Genomic DNA, 16,149 nt, shown 5'->3' with positions numbered 1-16,149 from the left:
GTCACGGAAGGCGCTCCAGCTCCGGTGGTCCCGCCCCCACACGTGCGGACCACCGGTGGTCGTCGTCGGACGGTGGCGCTGCTCAGCGCCCCGGCCGACGGAAGTCTCGGTTCCGGCTGCGGCACCGCGCTCTTCGCGGACGCCTGCCCCCTGGCCTCGTGCCTGGCGGCGGCATCGCGTGCGGATCGCGAGTGCTGCGAGCTCGTGGGCCGGCCCGGGATGTGGGCCCGGACGGCTTCGGACCAGTATCGCACCCTGCGCGACCCGCCGCGTGACACGCCGCCGTCCGACGCGCCGTGACCGAACCCGGCTTGACTTGTGAAGACCTTCACGACCAAGATCGTGAAAGTCTTCACGAACCTCGCCAGCCGGGCGGTGGTCACGAAGGCCACACCCGAATCCGCCGAGGTCGTGCGCTTCCGAGCTGGCGGTCCTACCGTCGGAAGACGACCCGGTCGAGCCTCAGGAGAACCCGTGGACGCCCTCGCACTGGCCCGCTGGCAGTTCGCCATCACCACCGTCTACCACTTCATCTTCGTCCCGCTCACCATCGGCCTCGCGCCCCTGGTCGCCGGCATGCAGACGGCGTGGGTCGTCACCAAGAAGGAGCGCTGGCTCCGCCTCACCAAGTTCTTCGGCAAGCTCCTGCTGATCAACTTCGCGCTCGGTGTCGTCACCGGCATCTGGCAGGAGTTCCAGTTCGGGATGGCCTGGAGCGAGTACTCCCGCTTCGTCGGCGACGTCTTCGGTGCCCCCCTCGCGATGGAGGCGCTCGCCGCCTTCTTCGTGGAGTCCGTCTTCCTCGGCCTGTGGATCTTCGGCTGGGACCGCGTCTCGAAGAAGGTCCACCTGGCCGCCATCTGGCTGTTCGCCCTCGCGACCAACCTGTCCGCGTTCTTCATCCTCGCCGCCAACTCCTGGATGCAGCACCCGGTCGGCACGATCTACAACGCCGAGACGGGCCGCGCCGAGATGGAGTCCATCGGCGCGGTGCTCACCAACAGCACGCTGTGGGCCGCCTTCCCGCACACCATCACCGCCGCCTTCCTCACCGCCGGCACCTTCGTGTGCGGCATCGCCGCCTGGTGGATGGTGCGGCTCGCCCGCACCCGGAAGGCCGAGCACGTCGAGACCGCGCGGAACGTCTACCGGCCCGCCGTCGTCGTCGGCGCCTGGGTGATGCTCATCGCCGGGGCCGGCGTCATCTGGTCCGGCGACACCCAGGGCAAGCTCATGTTCCAGCAGCAGCCCGGCAAGATGGCGTCGGCCGAGGCCCTGTGCGAGGGCGAGGAGGGCGCCGCCTTCTCGATCCTGTCCATCGGCAACCTCAACGAGGGCTGCGAGGGCGTGCGCCACATCCTCACCGTGCCGGGCGTCGCCAGCTACCTGGGCACCGGCCACTTCTCCGGCCCGGAGTCGTTCCTCCCGGGCGTCAACGACGTCCAGGAGCAGTACACCGAGCGCTACGGCGACACCACCGCGTCGGGCGACCCCGTCACCTACACCCCGCCGCTGGCCGTCGCCTACTGGTCGTTCCGGCTCATGATCGGGTTCGCCGCCTTCTCCGCCGCCCTCGCCCTCCTCGCGCTCTGGCTGACGCGCAAGGGACGCGTGAGCGACAACGTCTGGCTCGGGCGGCTCGGCATCCTGGCCCTGCCCATGCCCTTCATCGCCTGCTCCTTCGGGTGGATCTTCACCGAGGTCGGGCGGCAACCCTGGGTGGTGGCGCCCAACCCCTCCGGCATCGACCAGGTGCGGCTGCTCACCGAGCGGGGCGTGTCCACGGCCGTGCCGTGGGGCGTGATCCTCGGGTCGATGATCGCCCTCACCCTGGTCTACGCGCTGCTCGCCGTCGTCTGGTACCGCCTCATGCACCGGTACACGATCGAGGGCGTGCCCGCCTCGGTCCGCGACGAGTCGCCGGAGGCCCAGAGCTCCGACGACGACGCCGACCGCCCGCTGTCCTTCGCGTACTGAGCGCCGCACTTTCAAGCATCGAGAACGAGAGCTGGGAGACCCATGGACCTCGCGATCCTCTGGTTCGTCATCATCGCCGTGCTGTGGACCGGGTACCTCGTGCTCGAGGGCTTCGACTTCGGCGTCGGCATGCTGCTGTCGATCCTGCCGCGCGGCACCAAGGAGCAGCGCGACTCCGAGCGCCGCGTCCTCATCAACACGATCGGCCCCGTGTGGGACGGCAACGAGGTGTGGCTGCTCACCGCCGGCGGCGCGACCTTCGCGGCGTTCCCGGAGTGGTACGCCACGATGTTCTCGGGCTTCTACATCCCGCTGCTGATCATCCTGCTCGGGCTCGTCGCCCGCGGTGTCGCGTTCGAGTACCGCGGCAAGATCGCCGACGCCCGCTGGGCGCGCCGCTGCGACCTCGCGATCCAGTTCGGCTCGTGGGTCCCGGCGGTCATGTGGGGCGTGGCGTTCGGCAACCTCGTGCGCGGCCTGCTGCTCGACGAGTCCTTCCAGTACGTGGGCGGGTTCTGGGCGCTGCTCAACCCGTTCGCGCTGGCGGGCGGCCTGACCACGCTCGTCCTGTTCCTGCTGCACGGCAGCGTGTTCGTCGCGCTCAAGACCGACGGCGAGGTCCGCGAGCGCGCCGGGCGGCTGGCGTCCGCGCTGGCGGTCGTCGCCCTGGTCGTGGCCGGCGGGTGGGCCGTCTGGGCGCAGGTCGCCTACTCGGTCGCGTGGACGTGGGTCCCCGTGGCGGTCGCCGCGCTCGCGCTCGTGGGGGTCGTCGTCGCCACACGGGCCCGGCGCGAAGGGGTGGCGTTCACCCTGTCCGCCGTGGCCATCGCGAGCGCCGTCGTGCTGATCTTCGGTTCCATGTACCCCGACGTCATCCCCGCCCTCGGGGACGGGGTGCCGCTCACGGTCGCCGAGGCCTCGTCCACGCCGTACACCCTGACCGTCATGTCCTGGGTGGCGGTGGTCCTCACCCCGCTCGTCATCGCCTACCAGGCGTGGACGTACTGGGTGTTCCGGCGCCGGCTGTCCACGAAGGACATCCCCGCCCCCGCCGGGCTGTCGTGGCAGAAGATCAAGGAGGCGGCGTTCTGACGCACCGGCCGCCCTCGTCCGTGCCCAGCCCTAGCCTGCTCCCGTGAAGCCTCTCGACCCGCGCCTGCTGCGCCGCGCCCGCGCGGCGCGGTGGTACGTCGCCCTGACCGCCGCGCTCGGCGTCGCCGCCGCGGGCGCCGTCGTCGTGCAGGCGTTCGCGATCGCGCACTCCCTCGGTCCCGCCGTCACCGCCGGCAGCGCGGGCACGCCCCTCGTGCTCGCCGACGTCACGCCGTGGCTCGGCCTGCTGGTCGTGGCGCTGGCGGCGCGCGCAGGCATCGCCTGGGCCCAGGAGCGGTACGCGCAGAAGGCGGCTGCCGACGTCGTCGCCGAGCTGCGCGAGCAGGTCGTGGCGCACACCGTGGCGCTCGGGCCGCGACCCGCCGGCGAGTCGTCCGCCGCGACCGCCACGCTGGCCACGCGAGGCCTGGACGACCTGGCGCCGTACCTCGTGCGGTACCTGCCGCAGCTGCTGCTCACCGCGATCCTCACGCCGGCGCTCGTGCTCGTCGTGCTCGGGCTCGACTGGGTCTCCGCGCTGATCTGCGTGGTGACGCTGCCGCTGGTGCCGCTGTTCATGTGGCTGGTGGGGGTGATGACCGCGGGCGCCTCGGAGCGCCGCCTGCGCAGCATCGAGCGGCTGGGGGCGCAGGTGCTCGACCTGCTCGCCGGGCTGCCGACCCTGCGCGCCTTCGGGCGCGAGATCGGGCCCGGCGCCCGGGTGCGCGCCCTCGGCGACGCGTCGCGCCGCGCGACCATGGGCACCCTGCGGATCGCGTTCCTGTCCGGGATGGTGCTCGAGCTCCTCACCACGCTCTCGGTGGCGATCGTCGCGGTAGGCGTCGGCCTGCGCCTGGTCGAGGGGATGATCGCCCTCGTGCCCGCGATCGCGGTCCTCGTCCTCGCGCCCGAGGTGTACCTGCCGCTGCGCCGCGTCGGCGCCGAGTTCCACGCCTCGACGGACGGGCTGGCCGCCGCCGACCGGGCCTTCGCCGTCCTCGACCAGCCGCTGCCGGTCGCGGGCACCGTGGCCGCCCCGCCCCTGGCGGGCACGACCCTCGTGCTCGACGGCGTCGGCGTGCGCGCCGGTGACCGCGACGTCACAGCCCCCGCCGGTCTCACCGCGCGCGTCCCGCTCGGCACCGGCCGCCCCGGCGGCGGCCGGGTGGTGGCGCTGCGCGGCCCCAGCGGGGCAGGCAAGACGACGACCGCGCTCGTGCTGCTCGGGCTGCTGCGCCCCGACGAGGGCCGGGTGCTCGTCGATGTCGACGGTGCCACCCCGATCGACCTGGCCGAGGTCGACCCGGCGACCTGGTGGCCGCAGGTCACGTGGGTGCCGCAGCGCCCCAGCCTCGCGCCCGGGACCCTGCGCGACGCCGTGACCGACGGCCGCGACACCGGCGCGGACACCCTGGCGGCGGCGGCGCGCACCACCGGGCTGGACGCCGTCGTCGACGCGCTGCCGCACGGCTGGGACACCCCCGTGGGCCTGGGCGGCACCGGGCTGAGCGTCGGGCAGCGGCAGCGCGTCGCCCTCACCTCCGCCCTGCTCGACGGAGCGGACGGCGCTGCTCCCCCGCCGCTGGTGGTGCTCGACGAACCCACCGCGCACCTCGACGCCCGCGGGGAGCAGGTGGTGCTCGACACCGTGCGCGCCTGGCGCGACACAGGCCGCACCGTGCTCGTCGTCGCGCACCGCGCGTCCCTGCTGGCGCTCGCCGACCAGGTGGTCGACGTCGCCGCTCGACGGGTCGAGGCGGACGACGCGGAGGTGGTGACCCGATGAGCCTGGCGGTCCAGGAGCCCACCCGGCGGCCGGCGGCTCTGCCGTCCCGTGACCCCTTGCGCCGGGTGCTGCCGATGCTCGAGGTGCGCTGGACCCGTGTGCTGCGGGCGGTCGTGCTCGGCACGCTCGCCCTGGGGTTCTCGGTGGGGCTGGCCGCCACGGCGGCGTGGCTGATCGCCCGCGCCTCCCAGATGCCCCCGGTGCTGCAGCTGTCGGTCGCGGTCGTGGCGGTGCGCGCGTTCGGCACCGGGCGGGGCGTGCTGCGCTACCTGGAGCGCCTCGCCTCCCACGACGTGGCGCTGCGCGGCATGGCCGCCCTGCGCGCCAACCTCTACGACGCCCTCGCGCGCGGCCCCGTCACCCGGGTGGTGGCGCTGCGCCGCGGCGACCTGCTGGCCAGGGTCGGCGCGGACGTGGACGCGGTGGGCGACGTCGTCGTGCGGGCGCTGATCCCCGCCGGGGTGGCGGTCGGGGTCGGGCTCGGATCGGTGGTCCTGGTGGGCGCGTTCCTGCCCGCCGCGGGTCTCACCCTGCTCGGCTGCCTGCTGCTCACCGGCGTGCTGGCGCCGTGGCTGGCCTCGCGCGCGGCGGCGTCCGTCGAGCGGCGGGGCGCCGAGGCGCGGGCGGAGGTCACCGCACGCGCGCTGGAGGTGCTGGAGCACGGGCAGCAGCTCCGTGTGGCCGGACGCCTCGACGGCCGCCTGGCCGGGCTGCGGGACGCCGACGCGCGGCTCACCCGCTCCACCCACGACGGCGCTCGCATCTCCGGGACGTCGGCGGCCATCGACGCGGGGGCACAGACCCTCGCCGTGCTGTGCTCGCTGCTGCTCGGCATCCCGGCCGTCGCGGCAGGCGCCCTGGCGCCCGTCGAGCTGGCGGTCGTGGTCCTCACGCCGCTCGCCGTCTTCGAGGCCACCTCGACGCTGCCCGCGGCCGCCGTCCAGCTGCGCCGTTCGCGCGAGGCCGCCCGCCGCCTGGTCGCCCTCCTGCCCGACCCGTCGGGCGCCCGGCCTCCCGAGACGCCGCCCCCGCCGGACGGGGCGCACGCGCTGCTGGAGCTCGACGGGGTCGGCGCGGGATGGGCGGACCGCGCCGTCGTGGCCGACGTGGACCTCACCCTCCGGCCGGGCGCGGTGGTCGCGCTCGCCGGCCCGTCCGGCGTCGGCAAGACGACGCTGCTCCTCACGGCCGCCGGGCTGCTCCCGGCCCGCACCGGACACGTCCGCGCCACGCCGGACGGCACGCTGTTCGTCGCGGAGGACGGGCACCTCTTCGGCACGACGGTGCTGGAGAACCTTCGGGTGGCCCGCCCCGACGTGACGCCCGACGACGCCCGGAGCACGCTCGCCGCCGTCGGCCTCGACCGCTGGCTCGCAGGGCTGCCGGACGGTCTCGACGCCATGCTCGGGCCCGACGGCGCCGACGTCTCCGGCGGCGAGCGTCGCCGCCTGCTCGTCGCCAGGGCGCTGCTCGCCCCGGCGCGCGTGCTGCTGGTCGACGAGCCCGCGGAGCACCTCGACGCCGCCACGGCCGACGCCCTGGTCGCGACGCTGGTGGCGCACGCGCGCACCACCGGGCGGGCGGTCGTGCTCGCGTCGCACCGCCTCACCCCGCTGGCGGCCGCCGACGAGGTGCTGCTGCTGGGCGGCGCCGCTGCGGGTGGCACGGCGGACGGGACGGCGGGGGTCGTCGCGCGCGGCACGCACGACGAGCTGCGGCGCGACGTGCCGGACTACGCCTGGGCGGCGCGGCAGGAGCACGCCCTCGCCAGTCCTCCCCAGGGATGACGACGCGCCCGGAGGCCGCCGCTAGCGTCCTGGTGTGATCACCATCGAGTCCCTGACCAAGCGGTACGGCGGCTTCACGGCCGTCGACGACGTCTCCTTCACGGCGCGCCCGGGCCGGGTCACCGGCTTCCTCGGACCGAACGGCGCGGGGAAGTCCACCACGCTGCGGCTCCTGACGGGTCTCGCCGCACCGACGTCGGGCACCGCGACCGTGCTGGGACGCCGCTACGCCGACCTGCCCAACCCTGGCCTGGAGGTCGGGGTGCTGCTCGACGCGTCGGCGCAGCACGGCGGTCGCACGGGCCGCGAGACCCTGGTGCTGGCCCAGCGCACGATGGGGCTGCCCGCCGCCCGGGTGGACGCGGTGCTCGACCTCGTCGGCCTGACCCGCGCGGAAGGCCGGCGCCGGGTGCGCGACTACTCCCTGGGCATGCGGCAGCGGCTCGGGATCGCCACGGCGCTCCTGGGCGCGCCGGACGTGCTCGTCCTCGACGAGCCCGCGAACGGCCTCGACCCGGCGGGCATCCGCTGGATGCGCGACCTCCTGCGCGGCTTCGCGGACGACGGCGGCACGGTGCTGCTGTCCAGCCACCTGCTGGCCGAGATCGAGATGATCGCCGACGACATCGTGATGATCGGCCGCGGCCGCGTCGTCGCCGCCGGGACCACCCGCGAGCTGCTCGCGGGGGTCGGGACGCTCGTGCGCTCCGACGACGGCGCGGCGCTCGGTGCGGCCCTCGGCGACGCCGGGTTCCAGGTCGCGCCGACGGCGGACGGAGCCGTCGCGACGGACGCCGACCTCGCGACCGCCGGACGCGTGGCCTTCGCCGCAGGGCTCGCGGTCACCGAGCTGCGGCCCGCCGACGGCGCGGGCCTGGAGGAGATGTTCCTCCAGCTCACCTCCGACGACCAGCGCGACCCCGCACCGGTGCTGACCGAGGGGGCGGCGGCATGAGGGCCACGATCCCGATGACCCGCCTCGTGGACGTCGAGGTGCGCAAGATGCTCGACACCCGCGCGGGCGCCTGGCTGCTGATCTCGGTCGCGCTCGTCGCCGCGCTGGTGGTGGGGGCCGTGACCGTGTGGGGACGCGACGACGAGGTCACCTTCGCGTCGTTCACGCGCATGATCGCGTTCCCGATGCAGCTCGTGCTGCCGATGGTGGCCGTGCTCGCCGTGACGAGCGAGTGGAACCAGCGCAGCGCCCTGACGACGTTCGCGCTGGTCCCCCGGCGCGGGCGGGTCGTCGTCGCGAAGGGCGTCGCCGCCGTGACGGTGGCGCTGCTCGCCGGCGCCGTGGAGCTCGTCGCGGCCGCCGGGGGGACCGTCGCCGCGTCCGCGTTCCGCGGCATCTCCCCCGTGTGGGACCTGACCCTGGAGCAGACCGGGCGGGCCGTGCTGCTCAACGTGGTCGCGCTGGCCGTCGGCTTCGGGTTCGCGGTGCTGATCCGGGCGTCGGCGCCCGCGCTGGTCGCCTACCTCGGGTTCATGCTCGTCCTGCCGTCGCTGTCCGGGCTGGTCGCGAGCCTGGCGCCGTGGTGGGCCGCGCACGGCACCTGGCTCGACCTGAGCCTCGCGATGAGCATGCTGACCGCGCCGGACGTCACGGGCGAGCAGTGGGCGCAGCTCGGCACGGCGAGCCTCGTGTGGATCGGCGTGCCCCTCGTCGTCGGCATGCGGCGTCTGCTGCGGGCGGAGATCCGCTAGCGCCGCCCTTCGCCGAGCACCGCCATCGCCGCGGCGCGGCCGGGGACACCGCTCACTCCCCCGCCGCGCCGCGCGCCCGCCCCGGCGAGCAGCACCCGCGGGTGCACGGTCTCGACACCCCACGACCCCGGCCGGTCCAGGCCGTCGTCCTCGGCCCACGGCCACGACAGGTCCCGGTGGAAGATGTGGCCGCCCGGCAGCCCGACGTCTCGCTGCAGGTCGGTGGGGGTGCGCGCCTCCAGGCACGGCCGGCCGGCGGCGTCGCGCAGCAGCACGTCCTCGACGGGTTCCGCGAGCACCGAGTCGAGGGAGGCGAGCGTCGCGGCCAGGGCCCGTTCCCGTGCGTCGTCGTGCGCGGCCGGGTCGTCGGCCCGGAACAGCCGCGCCGGCATGTGCAGGCCGAAGAGCGTGAGGGTCTGGGCGCCGGACGCGCGCAGGTCGTCCCCGAGGATCGACGGGTCGGTGAGCGAGTGGCAGTAGATCTCGCACGGCGGGAGGGCGGGCACCCGGCCCGCCGCAGCGTCCGCGTGCGCGGCCTGGAGCTGGTCGAACGACTCGTTGACGTGCAACGTCCCGCTGAACGCCGCCACCGGGTCGACGGCGTCGCGCAGCCGCGGCAACCGGCGCAGCAGCATGTTGACCTTGAGCTGGGCGCCCTCGGGCGGCGCGGGCGTCGCCCGGCCGGAGGGTGCCGCCCCGCCGGCGGCCAGGAGGTCGTCGAGGACGTCCGGTGCCGCGCCGCACAGCACGGTGGCCGCCGCGACCTCCTGCTCGCGGCCGTCGTCGTCGGTCCACACGATCCGGGCGTCGCCGCCGCCGCCCGGGTCGACGGCGGTCACGGCGGCGCGCGTGACGACCGTCGCCCCGGCCGCGAGGGCGGCGTCGCGCAGCGCCCCGGACACCGCGCCCATACCGCCCACCGGGACGTCCCAGTCCCCCGTGCCGCCCCCGGCCACGTGGTAGAGGTAGCAGCGGTTCTGGACCAGCGACGCCTCGTCCAGGTCCGCGAAGGTGCCGATGAGGCCGTCGGTCGCGACCACACCCCGCACGACGTCCGACCCGAACCGGGCGCGCAGGGCCTCCCCCAGCGGACGCTCGACGAGCGCGTCCCACGTGGCGTCGTCGTCCACCAGCGCGCGAGCCTGGGCCCGCGACCGCAGCGGCTCCGTGAGCGTGGGGAACAGCCGGCGGGCGAGGCGGCCGGTGGCCGCGTACCAGCCGGCCCACGCGGCGTGGTCGGCCGCGGGCGCGCCGACCGCGGCGAACGACGCCCGGGTGGCGGCGTCGTCCGCGGTGTCGACGAGCAGCCCCGCGTCCCCCACCGGCGTGTACGACGAGAAGCGCCGGCGACGCAGCGCCACCGGCAGCCTCAGCTCGCGCACGATCACGGGCGGCAGGAGCGACACCAGGTAGGAGTAGCGCGACAAGCGCGCCTGCACGCCGGGGAACACCGCCGCGGACACGGCCGCACCGCCCACGTGGTCGAGACGCTCCAGCACCAGCACGTCGCGCCCGGCGCGGGCCAGGTACGCGGCTGCGGTCAGCCCGTTGTGCCCGCCGCCCACCACGACGGCGTCGTAGCGCGCGGCGAGGGTCGTCATCCGCCGAGCCGCGCCAGGAAGAGCGCCTCGCCCACGGCGAGGTGCTCGATCTCGCTCGGGTGCACGCTCTCGTTCGGCGCGTGGATCAGGCAGGCCGGCTCCTCGACGCCGAGCAGCACGATCGCGGCGTCGGGGTACTGGCTCGCGAGGATGTTGCACAGCGGGATCGACCCGCCCTGACCGGCCGTCACCGTGGCCTGCCCGTAGGCGTCCGCGAGCGCCGTGGACAGCGTCTCGAAGACGTGCCCGTCCGTGCGTGCGGCGAACGGCTGCCCGACGGCGTCGCGCTCCACGGTCACGCGCACGCCCCACGGCGCGTGCGCCTCGAGGTGGGCGACCAGCTTGTCCTGGAGGTCCTGCGCGTCGGCGCCGGGCGGCACCCGCAGGTTGAGCCGGGCGGCGGCCCGCGGCTGGATCGCGGCCGCCGAGCCGACGACCGACGGCGCGTCGATGCCGAGGATCGTCAGGGCCGGCCGGGCCCACAGCATGTCGGCGACCGCGCCGTCGCCCAGCAGGGTGGTGCCGGGGAGCGCGCCCGCGTCGGCGCGGAAGGCCTCGGCGTCGTACGGCACGCCGGGCCACGTGCCCGTCGCGTCCACACCGTCGATCGTCGTGTTCCCCTCGGCGTCGCGCAGGGTGGCCAGGATCGCGACCAGGGCGGCGAGGGCGTCGGGCGCGGCCCCGCCGAACATGCCGGAGTGGATCTCCCCCTCGAGGGCCTCGACGTGCAGCACGACCGTCGTGGCGCCACGCAGCGACACGGTGAGCGTCGGCAGGCCGAGCCGCGCGTTGCCGGTGTCCTGCACCAGCATGGCGTCGGCCGCGAGGGCGCCCGGGTGGTCCTCGACCCAACGGTCCAGGCCCCCCGTGCCCTGCTCCTCCGAGCCCTCGATCACGATCCGCACGCCCACCGGCAGGTCGTCGCCCACCAGCGAGCGCAGCGCCCGCAGCGCCGTGAGGTGGGTGACGACGTTCCCCTTGCAGTCGGCGGCCCCCCGGCCGTAGAGCCGGCCGTCCCGTTCCGTCAGCTCGAACGGGGGCGTCGTCCACGCCGCGTCGTCGAGCGGCGGCTGCACGTCGTAGTGCGCGTACAGGAGCACCGTCGGCGCGCCGGGCGGACCCGGCCGGTACCCCACCACGACGTCCGAGCCGTCCGGGGTGCGTTCCCGGCGGGCGTCGTCGATGCCCTCGGCGCGGAACGCGTCCACCACCCACTGCGCCGCCCGCTCGCACTCGGCCCGCGGGTACAGGCGCTCGTCCGCGACGGACGGGATGGCCACGAGCGTGCGCAGGTCGTCCAGCGCGCGCGGCATCAGCGGGGCGACGGCGGCCCGCACGGCCTGCGGGTCAGGGCTGGTGGTCATCAGGTCTCCTGGGAGCTGGCGCCGGTGGACTGCGTGGTCGTCGAGCTGGTCGTCGAGCTGGTCGTCGAGTTGGTCGTCGAGTCGAGGTTGAGGGAGTCGACGTACGCCTCGAACGCGTCCAGCTGCTCGGGGCAGTACGTCTCGATGACCAGGCGGTCGCCCTGGAGGCGACGCTCGTCCAGGACCGACGGGCGCAGACCCGGCCCGGCCGCGCCGTTCGACGCGCCGAGGTTCGCGGTGGCGTCGACGAGAGCGGCCGGATCGGTGCAGAACCCACCGCCGTCCGAGCCGAGGACGCGGGCGATGGTCTCCTCGGAGAAGGCCGTGATCCCGATGTCGGCGAACGCCGCGTGCAGGGTCGCGGCCTTCTGCTCGGCCTCCCGCTCGTCCTGCCGGTCCTGGTGGCCGGCGAACTGGATCATCATGATCGCGCCGAGCACCAGCACCAGGATCGCGGCCGCGGTGTACGTGATCCAGCGTCGTCGGCCGGGGGCGCCGGGCTCGGGCTCGTGCGACGGCGTCGTCGTGGTCATCTCACGCCTCCGTCCCGGCGGCCGCGCCGCCCGTCGCGTCGTCCGTCGTGCCGTCCGTCGTCTCGGCCGAAGGCTGCCGCCAGGACGGCTTGCGCAACCGCAGGAACAGCCACGGGATCAGCAGGCCGATGACACCGAGCCCGCCGCCCACGATGAGGAAGTACGTGCCCCCGGACCCGCTGGAGAACTGCGCTGGCGGCACGAAGCCGATCACGAGGGCGGCGACCGAGGCGAGGAACCCCACCACGCACAGCAGGCCGAGCGCCGGCGCCCGGTAGCCGCGGGGATGGTCGGGCGCCGTCCGGCGCAGCCGCAACGCAGCCACGAACAGCAGCAGGTACATGATCAGGTACACCTGCGTGGTGATCACCGACAGGATCCAGTAGGCGCTGGAGACGTCCGGGATGAACGCGTACAGCAGCGCGATGACCGTGGTGAACACCCCCTGCGCCACGAGGATGTTCTGCTGCACGCCGTGCTTGTTCAGCTGCTGCAGGAAGGGCGGCATGTAGCCCTCCTCGCGCGCCACCGTCAGCAGCCCCTTCGACGGCCCGGCGAGCCACGTCAGCATGCCGCCGATCGACGCGGCGATGAGCATCAGCCCCAGGATCGGCGTCAGCCACGAGACCCCGAAGTTGGCGAAGAACGCGTCGAACGCCTGCATCACGCCCGCGGTGAGGGAGAGCTGGTCGGCCGGGATCACCCAGCTGATCGCGACCGCCGGGAGGATGAAGATCAGCAGCACCAGGCCGATCGCGAGGAACATCGACCGCGGGAACTCCTTGGCCGGGTCGCGCAACGAGGTCACGTGCACCGAGTTCATCTCCATGCCGGCGTACGACAGGAAGTTGTTCACGATGAGCACCAGCGAGGCGATACCGGTCCACTGCGGCAGCAGGTGCGAGGAGTCCATCGGCGCGGCCGACGCGTTGCCCTGGCCGAGGAACACCATCCCCAGCACCACGAGGATCGCCGCCGGGACCAGCGTGCCGATGATCAGCCCCGCGCTCGACAGGCCCGCGACCGTCTTCGTGCCCTGGGACGACACCCACACCCCGGCCCAGTAGATGACGATGATGACGATCGCCACGTACACGCCGTTCGACGCCAGCGCCGGGTTGATGACGTACGCGAGCGTGCTCGCCACGTACCCGAGCAGGCTCGGGTAGTAGAAGATCGTCATCGCGAACTGGCACCACACGGCCAGGAACCCCAGCGGCTTGGACAGCCCCTCCGCCACCCACCGGTAGACGCCTCCCGACCAGCCCGAGGCGAGCTCCGCCGAGACGAGCGACGTCGGCAGCAGGAACACGATCGCCGGGACCACGTACAGGAACACCGCCGCGAGCCCGTAGACCGCCATCGTCGGCGCCGCCCGCAGGCTCGCCACCGACGACGTGATCATGAACGCCAACGTCAGCCACGTGATGTAGTTCCGCGGCGTGCGCGCCGTCATCGCGCGGCGCACCTGCTCCCGCGTGGGCGGCGGGCCGTCGATCGTCCCCGCACCCGAGCCCGCGCCCCCGGCACCTGTCCCCGACGTCGTCATGCCGACCTCCCGACACCCCGCCGTCCGGCACCCGCCGGACGGCACGACGATATGGGGGCAGGTCACGGGCCGCACCACGAACGCCGCACCTCCCCGCCGTCCGGGCTGCTAGCGTCGCCAGGCGTGAAGATCCTCGTGCCGGGCAACGTGCCCTTCGACCTGACGATCGACGTGCCGGGCGTGGAGGTGGCGCGCTACGTCATGCGCGACCCGGTGCCCGAGGAGCACACGGACGCCGACGCCCTCGTCACGTGGTCCAGCCCCCAGCGGGTGCTGGAGGACGCCGCGCGCCGCCTGACCCGCCTGCGCTGGGTCCAGACGCTCAACGCGGGCCCTGACCAGGCGCTCGCGGCCGGGTTCGCGCCGGACGTGGTGATCTCGTCCGGCCGCTCCCTGCACGACGCGACCGTCGCCGAGCACACCCTCGCGCTGGTGCTCGCGTCGGTCCGCCGGCTCGACCGCACGCTCGCCGCCCAGCGGGAGCACACGTGGGACCGCGACCTCGGCCGCGAGCAGGCGCGCGAGGAGCAGCTGTTCACGCTGAGCGGCGCGCGCGTCACCGTCTGGGGGTTCGGCTCCATCGCCGCCGTGCTCGCCCCGCTCCTCGCCGCCCTCGGGGCGCGGGTGACCGGCGTGGCGTCGTCGGCGGGCGAGCGCTACGGCTTCCCGGTCGTGTCCTCGATCGACGAGGTGGCTCCGACCACCGACGTGCTGATCTCCCTGCTGCCCGCCACGGAGGCGACCCACCACGCCCTCGACGCGCGCGTCCTCGGCCTGCTCCCGGACCACGCCCGGTTCGTCAACGCCGGCCGAGGTGCCACGGTGGACGAGGACGCGCTGGTCGCCGCGCTGCGCGGCGGCGCGCTCGCCGGCGCCGCGCTGGACGTCACCGAGACCGAGCCCCTGCCGGAGGGCTCGCCGCTGTGGGACGCGCCGCACCTGATCCTCACGCCGCACGTCGCGGGCGGCCGTCCCCAGGGGGCGGCGGAGTTCGTCTCCGCGCAGCTGACGGCGTGGCTGGCCGACGGCGCGGCCGGGCTGCGCAACGTCGTGGCGCGCTGAGCGCCCCGCCGGCGCGGGTCCCGCGGGAGGGACCGGCTACCAGCGGCCGCTGCGCGGGCGCGGCTGGCAGACCGGGCAGGTGTACGACGAGCGGTTCATGAACGCGTCGCGCCGGATCGGCGTCCCGCAGCGCGGGCACGGCTCGCCCGCGCGCCCGTAGGCCGCGAGGCCCCGCGCGAAGTACCCGGACTCGCCGTTGACGTTGACGTACAGCGCGTCGAAGCTGGTGCCGCCCTGCGCGAGGGACTCCGTCATGACCTCCGTGGCGGCGTCGAGGGCCCGGCGTACCTCCGCCGGCCGCAGCCGGTCGGTGGCGCGGGCGAAGTGCAGCCGTGCGCGCCACAGCGCCTCGTCCGCGTAGATGTTGCCGACGCCGGACAGCAGGGTCTGGTCGAGCAGCGCGCGCTTGATCCCGGTGCGCCGGCGGCGCACCGCGGCCACGACCGCGTCCACGTCGAAGGCCGGGTCCAGGGGGTCGCGGCCGATGTGCGCGACCGGCTCCGGGACGGCCGGGAGGTCGCTGCCGAGGCCGCCCGGCGCACCGTCGGGTGTCGGTTCCAGGTCCACCACCGACAGGTGGCCGAACGTGCGCTGGTCGACGAAGTCGAGGAGCTCGGCACCGCTCGGCGCGTCGTCCAGGTGCAGGCGGACACGCAGGTGCGGGTGCGCCCAGTCCCCCGCCACCTCCGGGTCGCGCACGAGGAGCTGGCCGGACATGCCGAGGTGCGCCAGGAGCGCAGACCCGTCGGGAGAGGCCGCCGTCGTGCCGCCGAGCGGCAGCCAGAGGAACTTGCCCCGGCGGACGGCGGCGTCCAGACGCCGGCCGCGCACCTGGTCCACGAAGGAGACGGGGCCGCCGTCGTGGCGGCGCACGGAGTAGTCGCGGAACACCTCGGCGTCGCGCACGACGGCGCCCACCACCAGGCGGTCGAGGCCGTCCCGGACGGTCTCGACCTCGGGGAGCTCAGGCACCGGCGGCGTCGGCCGTGGAGGGGCTCCCGGGGAGCGGGAGCGCCTGGAGGGCGTGGTACGCCTCCTCCGCGGCCGCCTGCTCGGCGTGCTTCTTCGCGGTGCCGGTGCCGAGGCCGAGCACGGGGCCGGCGGCCACCTGCGCGTGGAAGACACGGGCGTGCTCCGGGCCGTCGCCCCGCACCTCGTACACCGGGGCGCCGAAGCCGCGCTCCGCAGCCGCCTCCTGCAGCGACGTCTTCCAGTCGAGCCCGGCGCCGAGGTCGGCGGCCGCCGCGAGGGTGCTGTCGACGAGCCGGTGCACCAGCTCGCGCGCCGGCTCCAGGCCGTGCGACAGGTAGGTCGCGCCGATCAGCGACTCGACGGTGTCCGACAGGATGGAGTCCTTGTCGAAGCCTCGCGTGCGGATCTCGCCCTTGCCGAGCAGCACGTAGCTGCCGAGGTCGAGGCGGCGCGCGACGGCGGCGAGCGCGCGCTGCGACACCGTGGCCGCGCGCATCTTGGCGAGCTCACCCTCGGAGTGGTCCGGGTGGCGCCGGTACAGCGCCTCCGTGACGACCAGGCCCAGGACGGTGTCGCCCAGGAACTCGAGCCGCTCGTTGGTCGGGATGCCCCCGGCCTCGTGCGCGAACGAGCGGTGCGTCAGGGCAAGCACGAGAAGCTCGGGGTCGGTCTTGGCCCCGAGGGGCTCGTGTCGAGCTGTCGGCTGCGGGCGGTGGAGG

At 74.8% G+C, this 16,149-nt stretch carries 13 protein-coding genes; 7 read left to right on the top strand and 6 right to left on the bottom strand.

Going from position 1 to position 16,149, the window contains the following annotated elements:
- The first annotated feature begins 474 nt into the window (after positions 1-474).
- From ACFT55_RS12240 to ACFT55_RS12215, 6 genes are read left to right on the top strand one after another with little or no spacing between them, the layout of a single operon-like run.
- Positions 475-1,977, top strand: a complete 1,503-nt coding sequence (locus tag ACFT55_RS12240) for a cytochrome ubiquinol oxidase subunit I (protein ID WP_380244111.1) — start codon at positions 475-477, stop codon at positions 1,975-1,977.
- A gap of 42 nt (positions 1,978-2,019) precedes the next feature.
- Complete coding sequence (gene cydB / locus ACFT55_RS12235) at positions 2,020-3,069, top strand: cytochrome d ubiquinol oxidase subunit II (protein ID WP_380244110.1); 1,050 nt, start codon at positions 2,020-2,022, stop codon at positions 3,067-3,069.
- A gap of 43 nt (positions 3,070-3,112) precedes the next feature.
- On the top strand, positions 3,113-4,855 hold the full coding sequence (cydD, locus tag ACFT55_RS12230; protein WP_380244109.1) for a thiol reductant ABC exporter subunit CydD: 1,743 nt from the start codon (positions 3,113-3,115) through the stop codon (positions 4,853-4,855).
- Complete coding sequence (gene cydC, locus ACFT55_RS12225) at positions 4,852-6,642, top strand: thiol reductant ABC exporter subunit CydC (protein ID WP_380244108.1); 1,791 nt, start codon at positions 4,852-4,854, stop codon at positions 6,640-6,642. The genes cydD and cydC overlap by 4 nt, the downstream gene beginning before the upstream one ends.
- A gap of 34 nt (positions 6,643-6,676) precedes the next feature.
- Positions 6,677-7,597 carry an ABC transporter ATP-binding protein gene (locus ACFT55_RS12220; protein ID WP_380244107.1) on the top strand — a complete coding sequence of 307 codons (921 nt, stop codon included), beginning with the start codon at positions 6,677-6,679 and terminating at the stop codon, positions 7,595-7,597.
- On the top strand, positions 7,594-8,349 hold the full coding sequence (locus ACFT55_RS12215) for an ABC transporter permease (RefSeq protein ID WP_380244106.1): 756 nt from the start codon (positions 7,594-7,596) through the stop codon (positions 8,347-8,349). The genes ACFT55_RS12220 and ACFT55_RS12215 overlap by 4 nt, the downstream gene beginning before the upstream one ends.
- On the opposite strand, the gene ACFT55_RS12210 is transcribed toward ACFT55_RS12215, so the two are convergent.
- The 4 genes from ACFT55_RS12210 to ACFT55_RS12195 are packed head-to-tail and all read right to left on the bottom strand — an operon-like array spanning position 8,346 to position 13,396.
- The gene (locus ACFT55_RS12210) at positions 8,346-9,950 is read right to left on the bottom strand and encodes a phytoene desaturase family protein (protein WP_380244105.1); all 1,605 of its coding nucleotides are present in this window, start codon (positions 9,948-9,950) and stop codon (positions 8,346-8,348) included. The genes ACFT55_RS12215 and ACFT55_RS12210 overlap by 4 nt on opposite strands.
- Entirely contained in the window at positions 9,947-11,314 is a 1,368-nt protein-coding gene (locus ACFT55_RS12205; protein WP_380244104.1) for a dipeptidase, read from the bottom strand. Before ACFT55_RS12205 ends, ACFT55_RS12210 begins: the two co-directional genes overlap by 4 nt.
- Positions 11,314-11,847 carry a hypothetical protein gene (locus ACFT55_RS12200; RefSeq protein WP_380244103.1) on the bottom strand — a complete coding sequence of 178 codons (534 nt, stop codon included), beginning with the start codon at positions 11,845-11,847 and terminating at the stop codon, positions 11,314-11,316. Before ACFT55_RS12200 ends, ACFT55_RS12205 begins: the two co-directional genes overlap by 1 nt.
- Position 11,848: 1 nt before the next feature.
- Positions 11,849-13,396: an APC family permease gene (locus ACFT55_RS12195; RefSeq protein WP_380244102.1), complete on the bottom strand. Its 1,548-nt coding sequence runs from the start codon at positions 13,394-13,396 to the stop codon at positions 11,849-11,851.
- A 123-nt stretch (positions 13,397-13,519) separates the two neighbouring features.
- Between ACFT55_RS12195 and ACFT55_RS12190 the strand changes: the two genes are divergently transcribed.
- The gene (locus ACFT55_RS12190; protein WP_380244101.1) at positions 13,520-14,458 is read left to right on the top strand and encodes an NAD(P)-dependent oxidoreductase; all 939 of its coding nucleotides are present in this window, start codon (positions 13,520-13,522) and stop codon (positions 14,456-14,458) included.
- A 36-nt stretch (positions 14,459-14,494) separates the two neighbouring features.
- Here the strand turns inward: ACFT55_RS12190 and mutM are convergent, their stop codons facing one another.
- Together mutM and rnc are read right to left on the bottom strand one after the other, a co-directional pair.
- Entirely contained in the window at positions 14,495-15,430 is a 936-nt protein-coding gene (mutM, locus tag ACFT55_RS12185) for a bifunctional DNA-formamidopyrimidine glycosylase/DNA-(apurinic or apyrimidinic site) lyase (protein WP_380244100.1), read from the bottom strand.
- Positions 15,423-16,149, bottom strand: a 727-nt coding sequence (gene rnc / locus ACFT55_RS12180; RefSeq protein ID WP_380244099.1) for a ribonuclease III, incomplete at its 5' end; no start/stop codon positions are given. The genes rnc and mutM, both read right to left, overlap by 8 nt.

Origin of the sequence: Isoptericola sp. NPDC057191 (assembly GCF_042670225.1) — a bacterium.
GTDB lineage: Bacteria > Actinomycetota > Actinomycetes > Actinomycetales > Cellulomonadaceae > Isoptericola.
This window is presented reverse-complemented; position numbering and strand designations above follow the sequence as displayed.

What these genes read in the sequence shown, in the direction of transcription:
- ACFT55_RS12205 (WP_380244104.1), bottom strand. Translation starts at nt 11,314, where the DNA reads ATGACCACCAGCCCTGACCCGCAGGCCGTGCGGGCCGCCGTCGCCCCG.
- ACFT55_RS12215 (WP_380244106.1), top strand. Translation starts at nt 7,594, where the DNA reads ATGAGGGCCACGATCCCGATGACCCGCCTCGTGGACGTCGAGGTGCGC.
- ACFT55_RS12195 (WP_380244102.1), bottom strand. Translation starts at nt 13,396, where the DNA reads ATGACGACGTCGGGGACAGGTGCCGGGGGCGCGGGCTCGGGTGCGGGG.
- cydB (WP_380244110.1), top strand. Translation starts at nt 2,020, where the DNA reads ATGGACCTCGCGATCCTCTGGTTCGTCATCATCGCCGTGCTGTGGACC.
- ACFT55_RS12200 (WP_380244103.1), bottom strand. Translation starts at nt 11,847, where the DNA reads ATGACCACGACGACGCCGTCGCACGAGCCCGAGCCCGGCGCCCCCGGC.
- ACFT55_RS12210 (WP_380244105.1), bottom strand. Translation starts at nt 9,950, where the DNA reads ATGACGACCCTCGCCGCGCGCTACGACGCCGTCGTGGTGGGCGGCGGG.
- cydC (WP_380244108.1), top strand. Translation starts at nt 4,852, where the DNA reads ATGAGCCTGGCGGTCCAGGAGCCCACCCGGCGGCCGGCGGCTCTGCCG.